Annotated in this window: 23 protein-coding genes; 11 read left to right on the top strand and 12 right to left on the bottom strand. The window is 62.6% G+C overall.

Features of this window, described 5'->3' with window-relative positions; translation table 11 throughout:
* Positions 1 to 2: 2 nt before the first annotated feature.
* Positions 3 to 656, bottom strand: a complete 654-nt coding sequence (locus tag AC07O3_RS31635) for a hydrolase (RefSeq protein ID WP_093056307.1) — start codon at positions 654 to 656, stop codon at positions 3 to 5.
* A 196-nt stretch (positions 657 to 852) separates the two neighbouring features.
* On the opposite strand from AC07O3_RS31635, the gene AC07O3_RS31630 reads away from it, so the two are divergent.
* Positions 853 to 1770 carry a LysR family transcriptional regulator gene (locus tag AC07O3_RS31630; protein ID WP_093056309.1) on the top strand — a complete coding sequence of 306 codons (918 nt, stop codon included), beginning with the start codon at positions 853 to 855 and terminating at the stop codon, positions 1768 to 1770.
* A gap of 9 nt (positions 1771 to 1779) precedes the next feature.
* Here AC07O3_RS31630 and AC07O3_RS31625 read toward each other — a convergent pair whose 3' ends face one another.
* Entirely contained in the window at positions 1780 to 2409 is a 630-nt protein-coding gene (locus AC07O3_RS31625) for a 2-hydroxychromene-2-carboxylate isomerase (RefSeq protein WP_495341225.1), read from the bottom strand.
* A gap of 96 nt (positions 2410 to 2505) precedes the next feature.
* On the opposite strand from AC07O3_RS31625, the gene AC07O3_RS31620 reads away from it, so the two are divergent.
* Complete coding sequence (locus AC07O3_RS31620) at positions 2506 to 3708, top strand: MFS transporter (RefSeq protein ID WP_495341224.1); 1203 nt, start codon at positions 2506 to 2508, stop codon at positions 3706 to 3708.
* Between the two features lie 27 nt (positions 3709 to 3735).
* A complete protein-coding gene (locus AC07O3_RS31615) occupies positions 3736 to 4674 on the top strand; it encodes a LysR family transcriptional regulator (RefSeq protein ID WP_093078584.1) in 939 nt (312 codons plus the stop codon).
* On the opposite strand, the gene AC07O3_RS31610 is transcribed toward AC07O3_RS31615, so the two are convergent.
* From AC07O3_RS31610 to AC07O3_RS31595, 4 genes are all read right to left on the bottom strand, one after another.
* Positions 4637 to 6775, bottom strand: coding sequence for an alpha/beta hydrolase domain-containing protein (locus tag AC07O3_RS31610; RefSeq protein WP_495341223.1), 2139 nt, complete (start codon positions 6773 to 6775; stop codon positions 4637 to 4639). The genes AC07O3_RS31615 and AC07O3_RS31610 overlap by 38 nt on opposite strands.
* A 132-nt stretch (positions 6776 to 6907) precedes the next feature.
* A complete protein-coding gene (locus tag AC07O3_RS31605) occupies positions 6908 to 7624 on the bottom strand; it encodes an anti-sigma factor (protein ID WP_495341222.1) in 717 nt (238 codons plus the stop codon).
* On the bottom strand, positions 7621 to 8145 hold the full coding sequence (locus tag AC07O3_RS31600) for a sigma-70 family RNA polymerase sigma factor (RefSeq protein WP_495341261.1): 525 nt from the start codon (positions 8143 to 8145) through the stop codon (positions 7621 to 7623). The genes AC07O3_RS31605 and AC07O3_RS31600 overlap by 4 nt, the downstream gene beginning before the upstream one ends.
* Before the next feature lie 100 nt (positions 8146 to 8245).
* Positions 8246 to 8815, bottom strand: coding sequence for a DUF3455 domain-containing protein (locus tag AC07O3_RS31595; RefSeq protein WP_495341221.1), 570 nt, complete (start codon positions 8813 to 8815; stop codon positions 8246 to 8248).
* A 233-nt stretch (positions 8816 to 9048) separates the two neighbouring features.
* On the opposite strand from AC07O3_RS31595, the gene AC07O3_RS31590 reads away from it, so the two are divergent.
* The 5 genes from AC07O3_RS31590 to AC07O3_RS31570 are packed head-to-tail and all read left to right on the top strand — an operon-like array spanning position 9049 to position 11887.
* Positions 9049 to 10068, top strand: a complete 1020-nt coding sequence (locus AC07O3_RS31590) for a M35 family metalloendopeptidase (RefSeq protein ID WP_495341220.1) — start codon at positions 9049 to 9051, stop codon at positions 10066 to 10068.
* Entirely contained in the window at positions 10065 to 10541 is a 477-nt protein-coding gene (locus tag AC07O3_RS31585) for a hypothetical protein (RefSeq protein ID WP_093173090.1), read from the top strand. Before AC07O3_RS31590 ends, AC07O3_RS31585 begins: the two co-directional genes overlap by 4 nt.
* Entirely contained in the window at positions 10538 to 11020 is a 483-nt protein-coding gene (locus tag AC07O3_RS31580) for an OmpA family protein (protein WP_093173092.1), read from the top strand. Before AC07O3_RS31585 ends, AC07O3_RS31580 begins: the two co-directional genes overlap by 4 nt.
* Positions 11017 to 11481, top strand: a complete 465-nt coding sequence (locus AC07O3_RS31575; RefSeq protein ID WP_495341219.1) for a hypothetical protein — start codon at positions 11017 to 11019, stop codon at positions 11479 to 11481. The genes AC07O3_RS31580 and AC07O3_RS31575 overlap by 4 nt, the downstream gene beginning before the upstream one ends.
* Positions 11482 to 11485: 4 nt before the next feature.
* Complete coding sequence (locus AC07O3_RS31570) at positions 11486 to 11887, top strand: hypothetical protein (RefSeq protein ID WP_495341218.1); 402 nt, start codon at positions 11486 to 11488, stop codon at positions 11885 to 11887.
* 301 nt (positions 11888 to 12188) lie between these two features.
* Here AC07O3_RS31570 and AC07O3_RS31565 read toward each other — a convergent pair whose 3' ends face one another.
* From AC07O3_RS31565 to AC07O3_RS31555, 3 genes are all read right to left on the bottom strand, one after another.
* A complete protein-coding gene (locus tag AC07O3_RS31565) occupies positions 12189 to 12479 on the bottom strand; it encodes a putative quinol monooxygenase (RefSeq protein ID WP_495341217.1) in 291 nt (96 codons plus the stop codon).
* 151 nt (positions 12480 to 12630) lie between these two features.
* The gene (locus AC07O3_RS31560; protein ID WP_495341216.1) at positions 12631 to 13566 is read right to left on the bottom strand and encodes an AraC family transcriptional regulator; all 936 of its coding nucleotides are present in this window, start codon (positions 13564 to 13566) and stop codon (positions 12631 to 12633) included.
* A gap of 102 nt (positions 13567 to 13668) precedes the next feature.
* Complete coding sequence (locus AC07O3_RS31555; RefSeq protein ID WP_495341215.1) at positions 13669 to 13995, bottom strand: hypothetical protein; 327 nt, start codon at positions 13993 to 13995, stop codon at positions 13669 to 13671.
* Between the two features lie 488 nt (positions 13996 to 14483).
* On the opposite strand from AC07O3_RS31555, the gene AC07O3_RS31550 reads away from it, so the two are divergent.
* The 3 genes from AC07O3_RS31550 to dkgB all read left to right on the top strand — a co-directional run bounded on the left by AC07O3_RS31550 (position 14484) and on the right by dkgB (position 18344).
* Complete coding sequence (locus tag AC07O3_RS31550) at positions 14484 to 16034, top strand: ATP-dependent nuclease (RefSeq protein WP_495341214.1); 1551 nt, start codon at positions 14484 to 14486, stop codon at positions 16032 to 16034.
* Positions 16035 to 16283: 249 nt separating this feature from the next.
* Positions 16284 to 17486 carry an MFS transporter gene (locus AC07O3_RS31545; RefSeq protein ID WP_093173104.1) on the top strand — a complete coding sequence of 401 codons (1203 nt, stop codon included), beginning with the start codon at positions 16284 to 16286 and terminating at the stop codon, positions 17484 to 17486.
* Positions 17487 to 17525: 39 nt separating this feature from the next.
* Positions 17526 to 18344: a 2,5-didehydrogluconate reductase DkgB gene (gene dkgB / locus AC07O3_RS31540; RefSeq protein ID WP_495341213.1), complete on the top strand. Its 819-nt coding sequence runs from the start codon at positions 17526 to 17528 to the stop codon at positions 18342 to 18344.
* Positions 18345 to 18363: 19 nt separating this feature from the next.
* On the opposite strand, the gene AC07O3_RS31535 is transcribed toward dkgB, so the two are convergent.
* The 3 genes from AC07O3_RS31535 to AC07O3_RS31525 form a co-directional block, all read right to left on the bottom strand.
* A complete protein-coding gene (locus tag AC07O3_RS31535) occupies positions 18364 to 18906 on the bottom strand; it encodes a ricin-type beta-trefoil lectin domain protein (protein ID WP_495341212.1) in 543 nt (180 codons plus the stop codon).
* 44 nt (positions 18907 to 18950) lie between these two features.
* Positions 18951 to 19952 (bottom strand): patatin-like phospholipase family protein, encoded by a 1002-nt coding sequence (locus AC07O3_RS31530; protein ID WP_097200157.1) that lies wholly within the window; start codon positions 19950 to 19952, stop codon positions 18951 to 18953.
* 188 nt (positions 19953 to 20140) lie between these two features.
* A complete protein-coding gene (locus AC07O3_RS31525; protein WP_495341211.1) occupies positions 20141 to 20395 on the bottom strand; it encodes a hypothetical protein in 255 nt (84 codons plus the stop codon).
* Between the last annotated feature and the right edge of the window lie 217 nt (positions 20396 to 20612).

Genomic DNA, 20612 nt, shown 5'->3' with positions numbered 1-20612 from the left:
GATCAACCTTCGTGTGCGCCGAACATGGTCTTGGCGTAAGTCACGCCAAGGCCGTAGGCGCCGCCAACCTTTTTCGCGATGCCGGTGGTCAGCTCGTAGGTGTCGCCACGGGCCCAGTCGCGCTGCAGCTCGAGCAGGTATTGCAGCGAGGTCATCGGCTGCGCGCCGGCCTGCACCATACGTTCCATCGCGCGGTTGTGCGCCTCGGCCGACACGTCGCCGCAGGCGTCGGCAATCACGTACACCTCGAAGCCCTGGTCGAGCGCCGACAGTGCCGGCCCGACGATGCACACGCTGGTCCACAGGCCCGCCAGCACGATGCGCGGCTTGCCGATCTGGTTCACGCGCTCGATCACGGCGGCGTCTTCCCAGGTGTTCATCGAGGTGCGGTCGAGCATCTTCTGGCCGGGGAAGGCGTCGGTGATCTCGCTGAACATCGGGCCCGAGAAGCTCTTCTCGGCCACCGTCGTGAGAATGGTCGACACGCCGAAGCCGGCCGCCGCCTGCGCCACCAGCGCGGCGTTGTTGCGCAGGTTCACGGCGTCGATCGAGTGCGTGGCAAAGGCCATCTGCGACTGGAAATCGATCATGACCAGCGTGTGGTCGGTGGGGGTGAGCAGCTTGGCGCCGGCGGTGGGGGTGGCCTTGATGGACATGTGAAGCTCCTTGCGGTTGAGTGGATATTCGATTGAATTCACAATTGCTTTCGGAGGGAATCTCCTTGGCATGGGCTGAATCATCGGGTCCACATCAACTGTCATCGACGAAACTTTTCACAGGCAATGATCGAAGTTTTCGATCATTCTTTTTCATCCCTTTCTCACCCTTTTTTCTTCTTCAAGGAACCGCAGCGTGCTCAAACTCAGCCTGGAAGCCATCGAGGTCGTCGACGCCATCGCCCGCCACGGCTCCTTCGCCGCCGCCGCCACTCGCCTGAACAAGGTGCCCTCCACCATCTCGTACGCCGTCGGCAAGCTGGAGGAGCAACTGGGCATGCTGCTGTTCGAGCGCAACGGCCCGCGCGTGACCCTCACCGCCGCCGGCGAAGAAATGCTCAAGGAGGGCCGCTGGCTACTCAGCGCCGCGAGCGATCTCGAATCGCGCATGCGGCTGATAGCCACCGGCTACGAGTCGGAGCTGCGCCTCGTGCACGACTCGCTGATTCCCACGCAGGCGCTCATCGACGACATCCGTGCCTTCGAAGACCTGCGCTGCGGCACGCGGCTGCGCATCGGCTGCGAGGCGCTCACCGGCAGCTGGGAGGCGCTGCGCGAGGGCCGCGCCGACATCGTCATCGCCGCGGGCGAAGGCCCCGCCGGCGGCGGCTACCAGGCGGTGACCGTAGGCAGCCTCGACTTCGCCTTCTGCGTCGCGCCTTCGCACCCGCTCACGCGGCTCGGCCGGCCGCTGCAGCGCGGCGACCTGCTGGAGTGCAACGCCATCGTGGTGGGCGACAGCGCGCGCACGCTGTCGGAGCGCACCGTCGGCCTGCTGGCCGGCCAGCCGCGCATCACCGTGCCATCGATGCCCGCGAAGATCGCCTGCCAGGTGGCCGGCCTGGGCCACGGCTTTTTGCCGCGCGCCTGCATCGTGGGCGAGCTGAAGCGCGGCACGCTGGTCGAGTTGCCCACCGAGGAACCGCGCCCACCCGAGGCCTTCTGGCTGGCCTGGAAGACCGGCGCGCAAGGACAGGCGCTGCGCTGGTGGCGCGAGCGGATGAACCGCACGCTGGTGCCGGCGCTGCTGCCGCGCTCGGCCGGATGGCAGTGAGCGGGAGCGTCAGCCCGCCGCGCGCAGCTTGTCCAGCGCCCGATCGAGGAACGCCAGCCGGTCCTGCCCCCAGAACCGCTCGCCGTTCAGGATGAAAGTCGGCGCCCCGAACACGCCCGCCTCCACCGCCTCAGCGCTGTAGACCCGGTACGCCGCCAGCGTCTCGGCCGCCTGCTCCAGTGCCTGCAGCGAGGCGCCGTCGTAGCCGGTCTCGTCGGCCACCGCGATGCGCACCTCGGCCTGCGAGGTGTCGCGCTCCTCGGCCCACAGCGCGCGCAGCAACGCATGCGACAGCGGCTGCGCGTCGAGCCCCTGCAGCTGCGCGGCGATCACCATCCAGCCCGGGTACTTGTTCCAGTTGGGGTCGCTCGGCGCGCCCTTGGGGTAGTGCGCGGGCGCCAGGTTCAGCGGCATGCCGAGGTAGTCGCTCCAGCGGGCGAGCTCCAGCGCGTGGTAGGTGCGGCGCGGCTCGGGGCGGGTCTTCAGCGGAATGCCGCCTGTCTGCGGCACCACGGCCTGGAAGTCGTAGGGTTTGAGCGTGAGCCGCACGTGGTGGCGGCGCACGATGTCTTGCAGTTGCGGGCCGCCGAGGTAGGCCCAGGGAGAAGAGAGGCTGTAGTAGCAGTCGAGCGCGATCATGTTTCGATTATCTTCAGCGCATGCCCGACGCCACCGCGCTCCCCACCCTTCTCCCCTTGGGGTTTGCGCAGGCCAAGCCGCCACGATGACGGCACGATGAAGTTCCCGGCCTTCCTCTTATCGCTGTTCGTCTCCAGGCTGGCCGACCAGCTCCTGTTGTTCCTGGTGCCGCTCGTGGTGTTCCAGGTGACGCAGGACGTGGCTTGGTCGGGCTACGCCTTCGCGGCCGAGACGCTGCCGCGCTTTCTCTCGTTTCCCGTTTGCGGCGCGCTGTGCGACCGGGTGTCGCCGCTGAAGCTGCTGCGCGGCAGCCAGATCTTTCGCGCACTGGCCTGCGTGCTCGGCGTGCTGGCCAACGAAGCCATGGGCGGCATCTGGTGGCTCGTGGGGCTCTCGGCCGTGTGCGGCGTGCTCACCACGCAGGGAATGATGGCCCGCGAGGTGATGCTCCCGCAGATCGCCAGTGGAACCCGCGGCCTGGGCTTCGACAAGGTGCTGGCCTATGCGCAGACCGCCGACCAGACCGGCATGGTGCTGGGCCCCCTGCTGGCGGCTGCGCTGATTGCCGTGTGGCCGTGGCAGGCGGCAGTGTGCGCTGCGGCGGCGCTGTTCCTGCTGGCCGACGTAGCCACTGCCTGGTGGCGGCGCGGCAACCCCGTCGAGCTGCACGAGCCGCAGGGCGAGCCGGGGCAGCATCTGCTGAAACTCATCGCCACCGCACTCGACCATGTGCTGCGCCTGCCGGGCCTGCTGCGACTGACCATGCTGACAGCAGGCGTGAACCTGATGCTCGGCACCACGCTGGCCTCTTCCGCCGCGATGGTCACGGGGCTGCACCAGCGCTCCGCCACCTACTACGCCGGGCTGCAGACACTGGGGGCCGTGGCCACCATCGTGATCCTGCTGGCGATCATCCGGGGATCGATCGCGCTGAAGCACATGGGCATCACCGCCTACCTGCTGATACTGGCCGGCGGCCTGCTCACGGCCGCAAGCACCAATCACTGGGGCTATGCGGCCGGCTTCCTGCTGGTGATCGGGTTCGACAAGATGTTCAGCATCTACATCCGCATCCACCGGCAGCGGATCATTCCTGCGAAGGACTACGGCAAGACCACCGGAGTGATCGTGCTGCTGAACAACCTGACGCAGCCGCTTGCGGGGTTGATCGTCGGTGCGTTTGCCGATGCGACGCAGACGCGTGGGGTGATCTTTTCGGTGTGCCTGCTGGTGGGGGCCATCGGCATCGTTGCCGCCGTTGTGGCCAGCAGGAACGCCGCTGCTGCTGCAGAGCCTTGATGGCAACGGTGGTCAAATCCAACCGCCATGCTCAACCTGAACCGTTTCGATCTCATCTCCCTGCGCCTTTTCGTCGCAGTCGTCGATGCAGGGAGCCTGACGGCGGGCGCGGATCGATTCGGCGTTTCGCTCCCGGCGGTGAGCAAGCGCATCACCGACCTCGAACGACATTGCGGCGTCGCCCTGCTTCAGCGGGGGCAGCGCGGCGTGACCGCCACGCCGGAGGGACAGACCCTGCACCGGCACGCCATCGAGGTAATCGCGCGGCTGGAGCAACTCGTGCAGGCCGTCGACGATCTTCAATCGGGTGCCACTGGCCACCTGCGGTTGTGCGCCAATCCTTCAGCCTTCGGAGGCTTCCTGCCGAGCGTGCTGGCAGCGTATGCCCGCCGCTATCCCCATGTCGTGATCGACATGGAAGACGCATTGAGCGAGGACGGTATCCGCGCCGTGCTTAAAGGCACGGCGGAGCTTGCCGTCATCGGCGACAACGTTCCGCGTGAAGGCCTGGAGACCATCGTCTGCAATATCGACCAGCTGGTCCTGCTCGTGCCGGCAGGCCATGCACTGGAGGGCCGGCAGAACGCCTCCATCGAGGACGTGTTCGACCACGACCTCGTCACGCTGGCACGAAGCGCGTCGCTCACGCGCAAGGTAATGGCGGCGGCCGACGCGGTACAGCGCACGCCCCGCATCCGGGTGCAGGTACGCAGCTTCGATTCGATGTGCCGCATGGTCGCATCGGGGCTGGGTCTGGCGATCCTGCCGCGCGCGGCCGCCGCCCTCTATGCCCAGGCCCTCGGCCTCGTGCAGGTTGGCCTCGAAGGCATCGAGATGGAGCGCGTGCTGCTGCTGGCCATGCGCAGCCGCTCGGAACTGTCCGTACCGGCAGCCGCCCTCGTGGAGATGATCGAAGGCACGGCCGCGTTCAGCGAAGCACAGCGCTCTCGGACGCCTGCCGGATGAGCCGGTCACGATCGGCAGGCAGAAGAAAGCCCTCGGCAAACGCCTTGCCGGCTGCGGCGCGAACCGCAGCCTCGTAGCCCTCGTGGCTGCCGTAGCGCTCCTCGAGCGACAGGCGCGGGTCGCCGCGGGCGATGCGCTCGGCACGCGTTCGCGCGAACGGCACATAACCGCCCACGTAGTTGCACACCTGCCCCTGATGGAAACCCCCGGCGGTGATGTTGAAGCCCAGGTAGGTGCCCAGCGGCGCCATCACGAGCACGGTGGGCACACCCCCGATCTCGTTGCCGTCGGCATCGGCCTTCGGCACCTTCATCGGAATGACCTTCCTGATGACCGGCGGCACGTTGGTAGGCACGCCAGAAGCTTCCGCGTGATCGAATTGCGGGCCCCAGTCGTAGTCGAACACCGGAAACGCAAAGTTCTCCCGCTGGAAGATCGAGTCCGGAACGCCGGGCACGGCGCCCGGAAAGCCCATTGCGGCCCTGTTCGCGTCAACCAGCGTCTTGCCCGCCAGCGTGGGCCATCGGCTCTGCGGCGGCGGTGTGCCCTTCAACACCCAGTCGCGCATGGCCATGCGCAGCACGTTGGTGATCTCCGTGTGCGGCACCGGGTTCGCCGCCAGCGTGCCGCGGCCAAAGCTGTTGCCGGGGCAGATGGGGCTGGTGGCAGTCTCCGGCGGCATGTGCGCGAAGCCACCAGATCCGCCGCCATGGCTGCTGCTCGGCACGTAGTAGCGGCGAACGTTGCGGGGCAACGGAATGTCCGCGTCGCCGGCCGTGCCGATCCATTCCGGCGTCAGCTTCAGCGCGTACACCTCGGCCGACCCGAAATGCTCGATCACCTTCGGGCAGGTGCTGTTCTTGTCGCAACGCGAGAAGATGCTGCCGGTGGGCTGCTTGCGCACCGGGTCTGGCCAGTCCGCCCACCACTGCGGGCCTTCGCTGCCCTGCTGGTAAAGCTCCAGCACCCCGTCCGGCTGGGCCCAGCGCGAGTTCGCGGCCACCCGGCGGCCCGCGATGATCGGCCAGGCTCCGTCATAGACCATGCGGTTGCGTTCGTCCTGGTTCAGGCCCATGAAGATGAACTGCCGCACCATGTTTCCGGACTGCGACACACCCCGCACGGCCGTGCCCTTGACGAAGCCTGCAACCGGATTGCGCGTGCCGGAGTCGTCGGCGGCTTCGTAGCGGAAGAAGGTGCCAACGTCGCGGAATGCCGCCATCCCCACGCCCAGGACGTAGGCGTTCTGTGCCGGATACACCACCTGGTACAGCAGCTTGGGATCGAAGCCGTTGCGCAAGCAGATATGCACCGGCAGGTTGCCAGGTGCGTTGGCGGGGTTGTTGTCGATCGGCGTACCGGGAAACGGGTTGCCGGCGTCGCATTTCGCGAATGCCCAGTCGTCCGGGGCGATGTCAGGCCCCTCGGTAACAACGCCGTCGACAGTCTCCTTCGTGTGCGTCTTCAGCGTCGCCTTGGTCGTGTCCAGCGTGGCCGGGAGATATGGCACAGGGTTCGTCTGCACCATCAGCGGCTTGGAGTCCGGGCCGCTCTGATTGACGATTCGCGCGAGCACATTGCCTGAGACGGCCACGCCACCCACCTTCGCGATGGGCGCCGCCACCCAATGATTGGTGCCCGAGGCGCGGTTGACAGGAACGCCTGTGTTGCCGGCGTTGTCCGCCTGCCAGCCGCTGCGCAGGCCAATGTCGCCCAGTTCGCGCTCTTCGACGACGATGGTTCCGGCGCCGCCGCGATTGGGTACGTCATGCCAGAGAAAGCCGCTGGCGCGGTTCATGTCGACCGGCTTCACCAGATTGAACGAGGTTTCGTAGCGCACCTTGCCATCGGCGTCCGCCCCCAGCTTGATGTCGGTAACGATGCTGTTGTGCGGATCGTTCGGGTCGAGCTCGCCGAAGGCGCGACCGCGGATCTGCTCGTACGGAATCGACTGCCCCGTGAGCGCCGAGACATCGTCGATCACGATGCGGGTGACACGAGCCTCGGCCGGTGCGGCAGCCACGATCGCCGCCACGGCCGCCGCGGCCGCCGTGAGCCAATGCAGGCGTAACCGGCGCCCGCTCAGGTTTCTGGGGTGCATGCTGTCTCCTGTTTTTATGCTGCTCCGAACGTGTCGGCGCCTTGCATCCTCACGATTCGGAGGCACGCCGACAATTCGCGTCTTGTTTAGCCGGTCTTAACCGATGGTTAAGGACAGGCGCAGCGAGCGCTGCTACATCACCTTGACCGCACGCCCGATGAACTGGATCGGCCCCGTCGGCCGGTCGATGGGCGAGCCGTTCTCGGGCTCCAGCGTGAGCTCGAACAGCTGGTTCGGCTCCAGCGGCGGCAGCTTGTCGATGGGAATGCGCAGCGTCTGCCCCTGCTTGACCAGCCCCAGCGACACCGGTCCGCGCCACTGATCGGCCTTGGTCCAGAACTGAAGCGCTTTCTGCGGCGGCACCTCGAACGTGCCCAGCGGCACCAGGCTCAGCTGGCGCGACGAGGTGGTCTGGATCACCCAGCCCGGCGACTTGTCCTGCGGGGCGACCAGCACCACCATGTACTGCGGCTGAGGCAACGGGCGAGTGACGAGTACCGCAACCATCAGTGCAGCGGCAGCGAACCCGCCAGCGGCCAGGCCACGCCAGAGCTGAAGGTTGTTCCACCAGCTTGAGAACGCCGACGGACGCGCAGGCTTCGGCTCTGCAACGTTGCCAAGGCTCTGCTCGATGCGCGCCCATAGCGCGGGCGACGGGTCCGCTGGCGGCGCAAGCGCGGTCAGTGGCAACAGCCGCGCCTCCCAACCCTGCACGGCTTCGCGCAAGGCCGGCTCGCTACGAATGCGCGCTTCGACCGCCGCACGCGCGCCAGCCGACAGCGTGCCCAGCACGTACTCGCCCGCCAGTGCGTCGATGTCGTCATCGGCCGGGTTGTTGCTGCCGCTCATGCCATGCACTCCCGCAGCGCGCGCATGCCGCGCTGGATCCAGGCCTTCACCGTGCCCAACGGCGTTTGCAGCCGCTCGGCGATCTCGCCATGCGAGCAGCCTTCGACATACGCATAGAGGATGCAATCGCGCCGCGCCGGCTCCAGCCCTTGCAGGCAGTTGTCGAGCCTGCCCAGATCGGCGCGCAATTCGAATGGATCGCCAGCCGAGGCATATGCCGCCAGCGCGGCCTGGTCGTCGATGGCTTCGGCGGCGTCTTCGCTCACGTCCACCTGGCGTGCGCCGCTGCGCACCATGTTCAGCGCCGCATTGCGCACCACGCTGTAGACCCACCCACGACCTTCGCCGCGCGCCGGATTGAAACTCTCCGCGCGCTGCCAGATGCTGATGAAGGCATCGTGCAGCACGTCTTCAGCCTGCTGGCGCTGGCGCACGATGCGCAGCGCCACGCCCATCAGGTAGCGGCTCTCGCGCTCGTACAGCTGCTGCAAAGCCTGGCGATCGCCGCGTGCGCAAGCCATGAGGGCGGCGTCGTAGTCGAAGGGCGCGGCGGTGGGCGGCGGGTTTTGCACCGGCCGATGGTAGTGGAGCCGAGGGCTCCACCGCTGAATCACCCGCCGATCAGGACGCCTTCCAGAAGATGTAGTCGGCCTGGTACTGCACGACCTGCTTCTGGCCCTTGGTGGCCGGCGTGCACGGCACGGCAGCCGGAGCCACGCCGCCCTGCAGCGCCACGCGCTGGATGTAGGTCACGCCAGTCATCGCGCCCGAGCCCACGGCCGGATTGGCCTTCACGAGCTGGAACGGCAGGCTGGTCGGCCCCGAGGGTGCGACAGCCAGCTGAGTGGCCGTGAGCTTGGAGCCGTCGTTCGACTCCCAGGTGGCCGGCGGGCCGTAGTACTTGCCGACCTGCTTGCCGCCGCGGTCCCACAGCTTGGCGTCGGGGCCGACGAACACCCATTCGGTCTGGCCGGGGGTGTTGGCCTTGTCGCGGCATTCATACGTGATGTCGCCCTTGCCGATGGTTTCCATGGCGACCTTGTTGCCGGCCGGCACCTGGATGGTTGGCGGCAGGCTGGACTGGTTGAAGGCGGGGCCCGAAGACATCGAACCGCATGCGGTGAGTACGGCGGCAGCGGCGGAGACGGCGCCGAGAACGGCGAGCGAGCGGGTGGGACGGGAGGTGTGCATGGAAATACTCCTGGGTTGTAGATGGGCAGCAGCAGCTCCTCGCTGCTGAAGGGTCTACACGCCAGGGGTGGGTTTGGATGCAGGGGAGGGCAAAAGATTTTTCTTGCGATCAACGAGCCCTGAATCGAATGTGCGTCGCACCGTGAAATACGAACGGGCGTTTAACGATAGACAACAGTGCTTACTCGCTCGGCCACGTACACCTCTTGGGTCATCAACTCTGGGTGTATTGAATGGATCGAAAGGTTCTTGTGGTCGGCGATCCGCCGGCTCCTGGTGGGCGGGTGCTGCCCTACGACGGCCCGATGCTCGATATGTTCGGCCGCCGCGCCGCATTGATCGGCGGCAGGGCCTACTGCGAGGGGTGCAACAGCGTCGGCATCATTGCTAAGGCGGGAGGGCCACGGCGCCCGCAGTTCATATCGGAGGTAGCGTTGGAGGGGGATGTGGTGGTATGCCACTGCCCGGTGCCGCAACCGCTGCTGTCGATGCTGCAGCAATCGGCGGTTTATGACGATGACGCCGCGCATGCAACTGGCTTGTCCCCGTTGACTTCGATAACGGCCATAGCCTCCAGTCCCGAGATGGCTGCCTTCAAGAAGACGGTGGACGACAACGTCACACATCCACCCGAGGCCGAACAAACAGAAAACATCTGCCCAAAAATGACCAACAAGGCCTTCGCTACCTTGATGATGAAATTGCGAGATATGGCAGTCGACTACATCACAAAACAGCGTCTACCCGAATTGGAGCGTTGGGATGAAGAGGCTCAGGCTCGCGTGTTGACATGGTTTGGCATTGCCGATCAGAGCACGCGTGAACACTTGCGCAAAGGCTTGACTGAATGCGTTCGCGTACTTCAGGGCCTGAAAGCGAAGAATTTTGTTCGGTTCACGGCAGGCGGCAAGCTGGCGACCTGTGTTCTGAACGACGGAGTGGGTACTGTCGCGGCGGTATGCAAGCCGGATACCGCAACCCATACCATTGCGATTGCATTGCCGTTCTGCGAGTTCCAGTATGACAACAGGGTCATCTTCGGAACAAACAAGGTCTTAGACGGTGACTCCAGGCTTTTGACTCTGATCCACGAAGTGACGCACTTCGACGATACCTTCAGCTCGAACGACACTTGGTACGGTACGACAAACTCAAGGGATCATGTCAGCACGGAGAATCTGGCCGCACTTCGGGTCAATGCGGACAGCATTGCCGCCTATGTTCTCAACGTTGACAAGGATGCATCGAAATGAAGAACAACCGGCGCTCTTTTCTCCGGCACTTCACGGCATCTCTTGCCGTGCTGTTCACACCGGCAGTGTTGGCATGCAGCCCGATCAAGAGTATTGGTATCGTGTTCGACTGGAACTCTGCAGAAGTTCCGGCCAAAGAGGTTCTCAAGCTTGCAAACTGGACCTCCATGCTTCGCGTGAGGTATCCAAACCGGGAAGCCATCTTCATGACCACGCAGGCAGCGTTTGGCGAGAACGATGCAAGCAACCTGGGATTGGAGCGCACCAGAAATGTTGCAAAGGTCCTCACGGAGGATTTGCAGTTCGATGTGCAACGAATCAAGCTCCCCACCAAAGGGTATATCGCCGCCGCGCCAGCTCCCAAGGGAAGTGACTTGGTGAAACGCGTCGATATTGAGTTTCTTCCGGCCTGCCCGCACGAGTGTCCATGTCAAAAGGGCGACCCTCTTTACAAACCACAGGCTTCGCAATGACGAAGCTCAGATTCAACGGCCTGCTTTCACTGATTCTGATCACCGGGCTGCCGACTGCGCTGGCCTGCAGCCCGATCAAGGTCAGGGGGGTGTATTTCGAACGTGACTCTTCGGCAGTTCCCGCATCGCAAGTTTCCAGGCTGGCGAACTGGATGATCGATCTTCGCCAACGGTATCCGAACCATCAAGCTTTCTATGTCAGCGCTTCCACGGAGCCCGGCGAGCAGGCCCCCAATCGTCTGGGGATGGATCGTGCACGCAACATTGCTCGCGTGCTTCAGGAAAATCTGCAGATCGCTCCAGCGAAGATTGAGCTCCCGGAACGAAGCTACGTCGAAGCGCCCGTTTCCGCATATTTGAAGCAGCGGGAGAAGAGCCAAGGCGTCAGAGTGGACCTCGGTTTTTTACCGGCTTGCCCACATGAATGTTCTTGCCAGCTAGGGGACCCGCTCTACAAGCCGAAGGCGCCGACGCAATGAAAGGCCGACTCCTTGCCCTCACCTGGGCCCTCACTCCCGCATGGGCCATCGCCTGTTCCTTTGGCAGCCTCGAACACGACGTTCAGTTCGCCCCCGCAAGCACGCATCTCGAATCGCCGCAGGTCGTCTCGCTGACGAACTGGTTTGTCGAGCAGCAGAACCCAAAAAGGGCGACCGGCGGCATCTACCGCGCCGACATCTATGCCGGCGCCATCAAGGGCGATGCCGCTTCGCTGAAGAAGGCGAACCTCCGGCTTGCCGAGATCGCCGATCTGTTGAGAACCTTGAGCACCACGGCCTCCGTCGAAGTGCAGGGGCATATCGATGAATTCGAAAGCCAGGCGATAGGGCACCCGGAGCGTCTGGATGTTCTGAACGCAACCGTTCAACCCGCGTGTGCCAAAACAGTCTCATGCTGCAAATGGTCTGAAGGACCTGCCGCGCCGCCCAGGCAGCAGTAAGCCGATGCACCGACGAATCATCTGGGCTTTGGCCACGACCCTCGCTGCGGGGCAAGCAACGGCATGCAGCTACATCGTGGCGACTCAGATCAGCTTTGAAAGCGGCGCGGCGGAACTGGATCGATCGCAGATCGTCAAGCTCTCGGAGTGGCTGAACCGTTCCTATGCAGCCTTTCCCAAGTACACGGGCGCGGGGGTAGAAACCGGCGCTTCTGGCGCCGTTCCCAGAGAGGCAAAGGCGTTGGCTGAACTGCGTGCGGCCAACACGGTAACGCGCTGCGTGTGTTGCTGCGCACCGACCTTCCCGTGGAGACGTACTCCCGGGCATACCGCTCTCCAAAGAGCCCATTCGGAGAGAGCAACGATTTCGCTGCGCTCCATCTCTATCCTGATGTTGAGGGACTGAAGCTACCGAGGTGCCATTCGCACATGGGCGCAGTCGTTGTGCGGGAGGTTCAACGGCTGAGCTGAACGATCACGTCGATGGTGTGCTCTGCGCAGCGAAATAAAGGAGGAGTCCGAAGGACGGGGGACATTCGCGGAGCAGAGCACGCCGTCGGCGTGAGCGCGCCCCGACAAAGCCCCATGAGCTGTTTGAAACGCGCTCTCACCCCTTCCCCCGTATCAACTGCGCCACCAACAATGGCTGCTGAGGGAGGCAGGCGCACCGACTGCCTGATCGATCGCTCCCGCCCCAGCGTGCCGCATCAAAGCTCGTTGCAATAGCTACTGACAGGCGCCCCAGCCAGCTCAGCCGCCATCATGTCCCAAGCACCAGACGACACCACCCCCGCGATATGCGCCTGATGCTTGCTCCGTGACTCCCACGACTCGACCAGCGTGAACACGCAGTCGTTGTCGCCGTGCCCGAACAACTGCACGCCACGGCACCCATCCGCCGATGGCAGCGACTGCTTGACCTGCTGCATGAGTTCGGCGAACGCGGATGCGCGCTCGGGCTTGGCTTCGAAAGTGATGATGACGTTGATCGGGTTCATGAGAATTTCTTTGTCGTTTGCTTTAAGAAAAAGGCAGACGGCAGGTTAGCCAGCGCCCTCCCCCGCGCCAAGGCGCAAAGCTGCGAAGAAATTGACCATGGCTGCGAAAGACGCAGCCGCCCCCACGTCGGTGAGTCAGTCAGTCGGTCAGTCAGCCTGACTGAACGCGCCGCACGTACTCGGCAGGCGTTGCCTCGAAGCGCCTGCGAAACGCGCGATTGAAATGCGCCGCGCTCTCGAACCCCACCTTCGCGGCCGCATCGCCGGGCCGCAGCCCCGCGCCCAGCATCAGCATGCGCGCCTCTTCCAGGCGCAGGTCGCGAATGCAGCGCATCGGCGTAACCCCGGCCACTTCGCGAAAACTGTGCGCGAAGTGCGAAGGACTCATGTGCACGTGGCTGGCAATCTCGGCCACCGACAGTGGCCGGCCCAGATGGCGGCGCATGAAGGCGATGGCCGTCTGTATGCGTGCACCGGCCTTGGTAACGGCGCCCGCGCTGCGGATGGCGGCCGCGGCCTCCGAGCGCAGCAGCCGCAGCACGATTTCTTCAACCGCCAGCGGCGCAAGCGTGCGGCGATCCACCGGGTCGTCGGCCGCCAGCAGCAGGCGGGCAAAGGCCTCGACCACCTCCGGCCCCACCGCAGCCGTGAAGTTCTCGGTCACGCGGGCGGGCTCGGCCAAGGTGCCGCTTTCTGCCAGCGCGACAAAAGACTTGACCAGCATGTCGGGCGGCAGGTCGAGATGAATAGCGAGGTACGGATGCTCGGCGCTCGCCCCGACGACCGTGCCGAGGCACGCGACCTCGGCCCCGAGCACCAGGCACTGCGTGGCGCCGTAGTCGAGCGAACGACGGTCGCCGAGGTGCGCGGTCTTGCGGCCCTGCAAGACCACCACCACGCCCGGCGTGAGGCGCTGGGTTTTCTCGTAACGCACCGGGCGCGAGAACCGGTAGCAGCGCAGCCCCGGATACAGCGCATCGGTGCGGCCGTCCGCAGGGGTTCGCGCCGCGACCATGTCGCGCAGACGGGCCCAGGCGGCGGTGGGAATGGCCTCGGGCTTGTTGTCGGCGACGGGCGAAGCTGGCATCGGTTTTGTTGTGGGGAGAAGAAGAGAAAGAAGAAAACAAGCGCGATGCGCAGCGTTGCCGGTCGACCGGCGCGTGCCCGTTGCCGGGGTGCGCGGTTGGCGCTATTGGGCGCTGCCGATTTTCTGTCGCAGCGCTTCGCGCACTGCGCTGGTGGCGCCGTTGACGGTATCGATGCGGACCAGCAGCGCGTCGTTGAGCACGCCCAGCAAGGCGCTCAGTTCGGTGCGGCTGGGGGTGAGCACCTCGCTGTCGTTCAGGGCACTGGTGTCGACGAGCTTCTTTAGTGCGCTGTAGGCGCGCATCACGTCGTTGAGGGTGTCGGCGTCGTCGCAGGCTTGGAGGGCGAGATCGTCGAGGTTGGGGAATGCGGGATCGGGGGAAACAGAGTGAACGCGAGATCGCGCCGGTGCAGAAGCAGTGCCAGCCATGAGAGGCCTCCAAGAATTTCGGTTTGCTACAACCGCCGCATCCGCTTCCAAACGGGGGCGGCAGCTCGAACAGGTTGGAAGACCGGGAAACCCTTGCGAGAAACCGGCAGGGCTCGCGCCCTCCCGTTCGAGCCGCCAAAAACTGGCGCGCGAACGAAAAAGCCGCAGACCATGTGCGGTGACTGCGGCTTTCGTCGCAGAGTTTCTACGGGCTTCCAAACCCGATCACGCTTTTTTGCGTGACGGGACAGTATATCGATGAAGGCTCGCTGATAGCCACTCGGGACCATACCTTGGCCCCAACACCCCCTGTGCTTTCGGCTAAGGAAACCAATGACCTTGCCGCGCGGCGCTCAGCCCGCTCTGAAGCCATCGGGGCAAGCAAATCACAAAGGGCCCGCTACCCAATGGACTTCACTCTTGTGTCATCTTGTAAAAAATGATCACATCAAGGCCTTCGTTCTAACTTCAAAGCGGCCAAGGGAATCATGAAATACCGCGAGAGCGCAAAAGATAAAAAGCTTCGGACATGGTTTGCTGCGGACATGACCCGAGAAGCTTTAAAACAAATTACCCTAGCCAAAGGCGAATTTCGAGGACTAAATGCTCTGAGCATCACCTTCGAATACCCTATTACCGCAATCGCGGGCCGTAATGGCGCGGGAAAATCCACCATCCTTGCATTGGCGTGTTGCGCGTTCCACAATTACGACACTGGCTTCAAGCTCCCCAAAAGAAGAAATGCCTACTACACGTTTTCTGATTTTTTCATTCAGAACTCCGAAGAGGTGTCTCACAAAGATATCGAAATCAGATACGCAATAGCCTCCAATAAATGGAGGAAAACGACTCGTCTTCCAGAAGGAGTTGGACTGGGCAATCAAATTCGGAAAAAGAAAAAAGGTGGGAAATGGAATGACTACGATACTCGCGCCAGAAGGACTGTAGTCTTTTTAGGGATTGAACGCATCGTTCCTCACAGCGAAAGAAGCCAGTCCCGATCTTATTCAAAAGTTTTTAAGGATGCGAAGCCCAAAGGTTGGGAGGATAAAGTCCGAGAGGCCGTCGGATACATTTTGGGGAAAAACTATATAGACTTCAGGTATCTTGAATATTCAAAATACACACTCCCAATCGTAAAAACAAAAGATCATACATATTCTGGCTTTAATATGGGGGCAGGTGAAAATGCACTCTTCGAGATTTTTTCAACCATCTATTCAACCGGAGATGGAGCACTGCTTGTGATGGATGAAATTGAGCTAGGACTTCACTCCGATGCGCAGAAAAAATTCATAGAAAAGCTAAAAGATGTATGCATGGAAACGCATACTCAGATCATTTGCACGACTCACTCAAGAGAGATATTTGACTGCCTACCTCCAGACGCTCGTTTTTTTGTAGAAAATGTGGGCGGAAAAACAAAAGTGATGCAAGGGATTTCTTCTGATTTTGCATTTAACAAAATGGGAGGCCCAAGCGGCACAGAACTGGAAATTTATTTGGAAGATGAGGTGGCAAAATCGATACTCATGTCCAAATTACCTTCATCTCTCCGTGTCCGAGCAACCTTCACCGTAATTGGTTCAGCGACAGCACTAGCGCGACAATTGGCGGCAGCTTATGTACGAAATGAAAAGAAGCCTGTTTTAGCGGTTTTTGATGGCGATCAGCGCTCAAAAACAGCGGACAATTTGGCTCATGCCAAAAATATGGCGGAAAATCCAAAAACAGATTTCCCTGAATGGTTCAATCAACACATATGTCATCTTCCGGGGGACACTTGGCCGGAACTGTGGTTACTGCAAAAGGCAAATGAAGTACTTCCGCATCTAGCCGCTGTTTTTGGAAGCGAGCCTGAAGAACTTGCCGCAGCAATTGAGTATGCAATGCAGGCTGGCAAACATAATGAGTTTTATGAGCTATCCAAACATTTAGGACTTGACCAAGAACTCTGCCTACAGCATTTTTCAACAACCATCATTTCGGAGGAGTTAGGTGAAATTCAAAACAAAATTGCAACCATACTCGCCGCATAGAGAAAATTCAAAGTTAATCTGACATCAAAATAAAAACCAAAATTCTTGTCCCCACTCAGCTTAAAGCACACTTAAATTCACCCACTTAAATGAGTGCAGCAATACTGCTCAATGACGGCTTTGACTACATTTGCTGGCCACGCAACTAGATGATGCTTGCTTTGTAGGCAACTATCTTCTGCCCCAACCCCCATTTATCCGCAAAGGTAACCGCAAGACACTCCTCTACATCCAAGAAGGAGTGCTCTCATGCCAATCGCCTTGCTCGCGCTGACCCTCAGCGCCTTCGCCATCGGGACGACCGAGTTCGTCATCGTTGGCCTCATTCCCACTGTGGCCGCCGACCTCGGCATCGGCCTTCCCTCCGCCGGCCTGCTGGTCAGCCTCTACGCACTGGGCGTCGCCATCGGCGCGCCGGTGCTCACCGCCCTCACGGGCAAGCTGCCGCGCAAGGCGCTGCTGCTCGGGCTGATGGCGCTGTTCACGGTCGGCAACTTGCTGGCGTGGAAGGCGCCGAGCTATGAATCGCTGATTGCCGCCCGCGTGCTCACGGGGCTGGCGCACGGGGTGTTCTTCTCCATCGGCTCGACGATTGCCACCGGCCTGGTGCCGAAGGAAAAGGCGGCGAGCGCCATCGCGATCATGTTCACGGGCCTCACGGTGGCGCTGGTCACGGGCGTGCCGCTGGGCACGTTCATCGGGCAGCACTTCGGCTGGCGCGAAACTTTCCTGGCCGTGTCGGCGCTGGGCGTTATCGCGTTCATCGGCAGCTGGATTTTTGTGCCTAGCAACATCCGCCACACGCCGCCGGCCTCGCTGGCGCAGCAGGCCAAGGTGCTGGCCGAACCGCGCCTGTTGCTGGTGTATGCGAAGACGGCCATCGGCTATGGCGGCTCGTTCATTCCGTTCACGTTTCTCGCGCCGATCCTCACCGACGTGTCTGGCTTCAGCGCCGGCGCGGTGGGCTGGGTGATGCTGGTGTACGGCATCTCGGTGGCGGTGGGCAACATCTGGGGCGGCAAGCTGGCCGACCGCATGGGCCCGATTCCGGCGCTGAAGATCATCTTCGCGCTGCTGGCTGCAGTGCTGCTGGTGTTCAACTTCGCGGCGCCGCACAAGTGGCTGGCCCTGCTGGCGGTGCTGATGTGGGGCGCGGTGGCTTTCGGCAACGTGCCGGGGCTGCAGGTGTACGTGGTGAAGCAGGCCGAACGCTTCACGCCGCAAGCGGTAGACGTGGCCTCGGGCCTGAACATCGCGGCTTTCAACCTGGGCATTGCCGGCGCGGCCTGGGCCGGTGGGCTGATCGTGACGCACCTTGGGCTGATGCACACGCCGTGGATTGGCGCACTGGTCGTGCTGGTGTCGCTGGCGCTCACGCAGTGGAGCGGCTCGCTTGATCGGCGTGCCGGCATTCCGGTTCGCGCTTCGGGGCCGGTGCCGGTCGGTCACTGAACCCGCTCTTTTTTTCAACACACAAGGACAACACACATCATGAACACGAGCAACAACACCATTCCCGCCTTCGGCCTCGGCACCTTCCGCCTGAAGGGCCAGGTGGTCATCGACTCGGTGAAGAACGGCCTCGACGTGGGCTACCGCACCATCGACACGGCGCAGATCTACGGCAACGAAGCCGAGGTGGGCCAGGCCATTGCCGAAAGCGGCGTGGCTCGCAGCAGCCTGTTCATCACCACCAAGATCTGGACCGACAACTACGCCAAAGACAAGCTGGTGCCCAGCCTGAAGGACAGTCTCGCCAAGCTGCGCACCGACCATGTCGACCTCACGCTCATCCACTGGCCCTCGCCCGGCAACGCGGTGCCGGTGGCCGAGTTCATGGGCGCGCTGGCCGAGGCCAAGGCGCAGGGGCTCACGAAGCGCATTGGCGTGTCTAACCTCAACATCGCGCTGATGAAGGAAGCCATTGCGGCCGTGGGCGCGGAGCAGATCGCAACCAACCAGATCGAGCTGCACCCCTACCTGCAGAACCGCAAGGTGGCCGAGTTCGCGAAGAGCCAGGGCATTCACATCACTTCTTACATGACGCTGGCTTACGGCAAGGTGCTGGGCGACCCGGTTGTCGAAGCGATTGCCAAGGCGCACGGCGCGACCACGGCGCAGGTGGTGCTGGCGTGGGCGATGCAGCTGGGCTATGCGGTGATTCCGTCGTCCACCAAGCGTGCGAACCTTGAAGGCAACCTGAAGGCTCTGCAGTTGAGGCTGACGGATGAAGAAATGGCGCAGATTGCGGTGCTCGACCGCAATGAGCGCCTGACAGACCCGGCCGGTCTGTCGCCGGCCTGGGACTGAGCTCCCAACGCTCTTCCTCTCAACCCGCGCTGCCCACGGGCTTGAACCCCCAGGCCTGCGCCCGGAACCCGGTGAAGCTGATGGGGCCGGCCACGGCGCTGGCTTCCACCTTGTTGTCGGCGAGCCCGATGACCAGCGGCGCATTCGAATTGCTCGCCCCGGACTTGCACTGGATGTACCAGTAGCCGGGCTCCTCGGTGGACAGCAGGCTCCAGAGTTGCCTGTCGGCATCGGACAGGCCGACGGGCATCATCACGACGGGCGTGGGCATGACCGGGGAGTCGGGCTGCAACGTCAAGACGAACCCGGTGCCCATCTTTGTCTGCAGGTACCACCAGCCCGGTGCCTGGGGTGCGGGAACGAACAACCATTGCTGGTTGCCGACCTGCGGCAGCTTGAGCGTGTACCCGATGACCCCTGCGCCCTTGGCGGGGTTGTTGCCGCTCACGTCCAGCACGTAGTGGTCGCCTGGCAGGTACTGGATGTTGTAGGGCCCGAGGTCCAAGTTCTCCACGGGGATAGCGGGTGCTGGCGCTGCAGCACCTGTTGCGGTGATCGACATTGTCGTTTCTCCTTTCCTGGAATGCGTTTGCTTGCAGGTGATGCTCAGGTCCGCACCGAGCCGAGCGCGTGTTCGACCCAGTACAGCTGCAGCAGGGCTTCGGCGTCCGCGGTGTCCGCGTTCGCGCCCTTGTCCTGCAGCAGCTGCAGGGCCTGCGGGTAGACCGTGTTCTCCGGAATGAAGAAGGGCAGCGTCGGGTTGATGTTGATGTAGCGATCGCCCAGCAGCATCTTGGCGAGCATCGGCATGAGTTCGGTCGAAGTGCCGTTCAGGCTCATGTCGAGCACCGGCGACGACTTCAACTGGTTCATGAGGAACGGCGGCGAATTGTTGAAGGGATTCGCATCGCCGTTCATCCACTGGTCCGCACCCCAGCCGTGGGTATCGCTGGCAACCCAGTCGGGCATGTAGCCAGTGCCGAAGGTGATGGCGGTAATGTCCTCTAGTGCATGGCCCGCCTTCACCGCCAGGGCGATTGCCGCGACCGTGGGGTCGTGGTTGAAGAAGCAGCCGTCGACGTTGCCGTCGAGCGAGCCCAGCTGCCCGGGCATCGCGCCGCTCGACGTGGCCGCCTTGGCGATGGTCACGTCGCCATGGTCGGGGATCATGTTCGTGTACATGACCGGCTGCCACGGTATGGCCGTCTGCACGGAGTTCTTCACTTCGAGCCCGCCGACATTGAAGGTCACGAAGAGCGCTTTCTTCAGGTAGATATCCTGGACCTTCGCGTCGCCATGCAGCGCAAGCTGCGAGGCGTAGACCTCATCGATCGAATACGCGGGCTCCGTCGGATCGGTGTTCATCTTTTGGTAGAACCCGATCTCCCCGTTCTGGGAGGTGAAGAGATTGATGATGTCTTGCGGCGTCTTTCCCGCCAATAGCTCACTGGTGATGATCGAGCCCGTCGAGCATCCCGCAATGAGGTCGGTGTTGTCGATGATCTGAGGGAACTTCGCGTACAGCTTGTTCAGGACCGATACCGGCATCAGCCCTCGTATGCCGCCGCCGACAAACGAGAGGATGGTGAATTTCTGCTTTTCCGCCATTGCCAACTCCTTTCAAGAGAAATGACTTCCATGAAATAAATTCCCGGCCGGGGAAGCGGAGTCTGGGCGCTGGTTGTGTTTGTCGCTACGAGTGAAATCCCGTTCAATCCATCAGCGTAATTCCGAAGGCCGCGCAACGATTCGGAACGCACCACAGTGGGACAGAAGTTGCGCGAAGGTACTCGTCTTCATGCAGCTGAGTTGCGAAATTCGTCGAGCGCGTACCTAAGTTCGCGCTCCTCTTCAAGGGTCAGCGCAAGTGCCAGTTCGCGTAAGCTGGATTGGTAGCAGGGCAGCATCAGCGCTGCGGTGAGTGCGTAGGCGTTACTGCTGCTGTTGTTTGCGATGTGCGCGTGGCACGCGGCGATGCTTCGATAGATGGCGAGCGCCTGTGCAACCAGTGCGGAGGGTTGCGTTGTCGCGGTGTTCCTGACGCTGCTCATGCCGACTCCTCATAGCGCGCTTCGTATCGCGCCATGAGGCAACTCTATTCACGCTGGCTTGCGGTGGGGAGTAACAACATCGTCGTGAATCGCGCGCTGGCGGCGCTCGAGTAGCCAGCGCAGGTGAACTCTTGAAGAACGCTAGGGAAGGTCTGAACAAGAGCACGTTTCTTGCATGAAGGACTGAACCCTGCAAAGGAGCACGAGCGATGAGCCA

Source organism: Variovorax sp. GW821-FHT09D05 (genome assembly GCF_059416325.1).
This window is presented reverse-complemented; position numbering and strand designations above follow the sequence as displayed.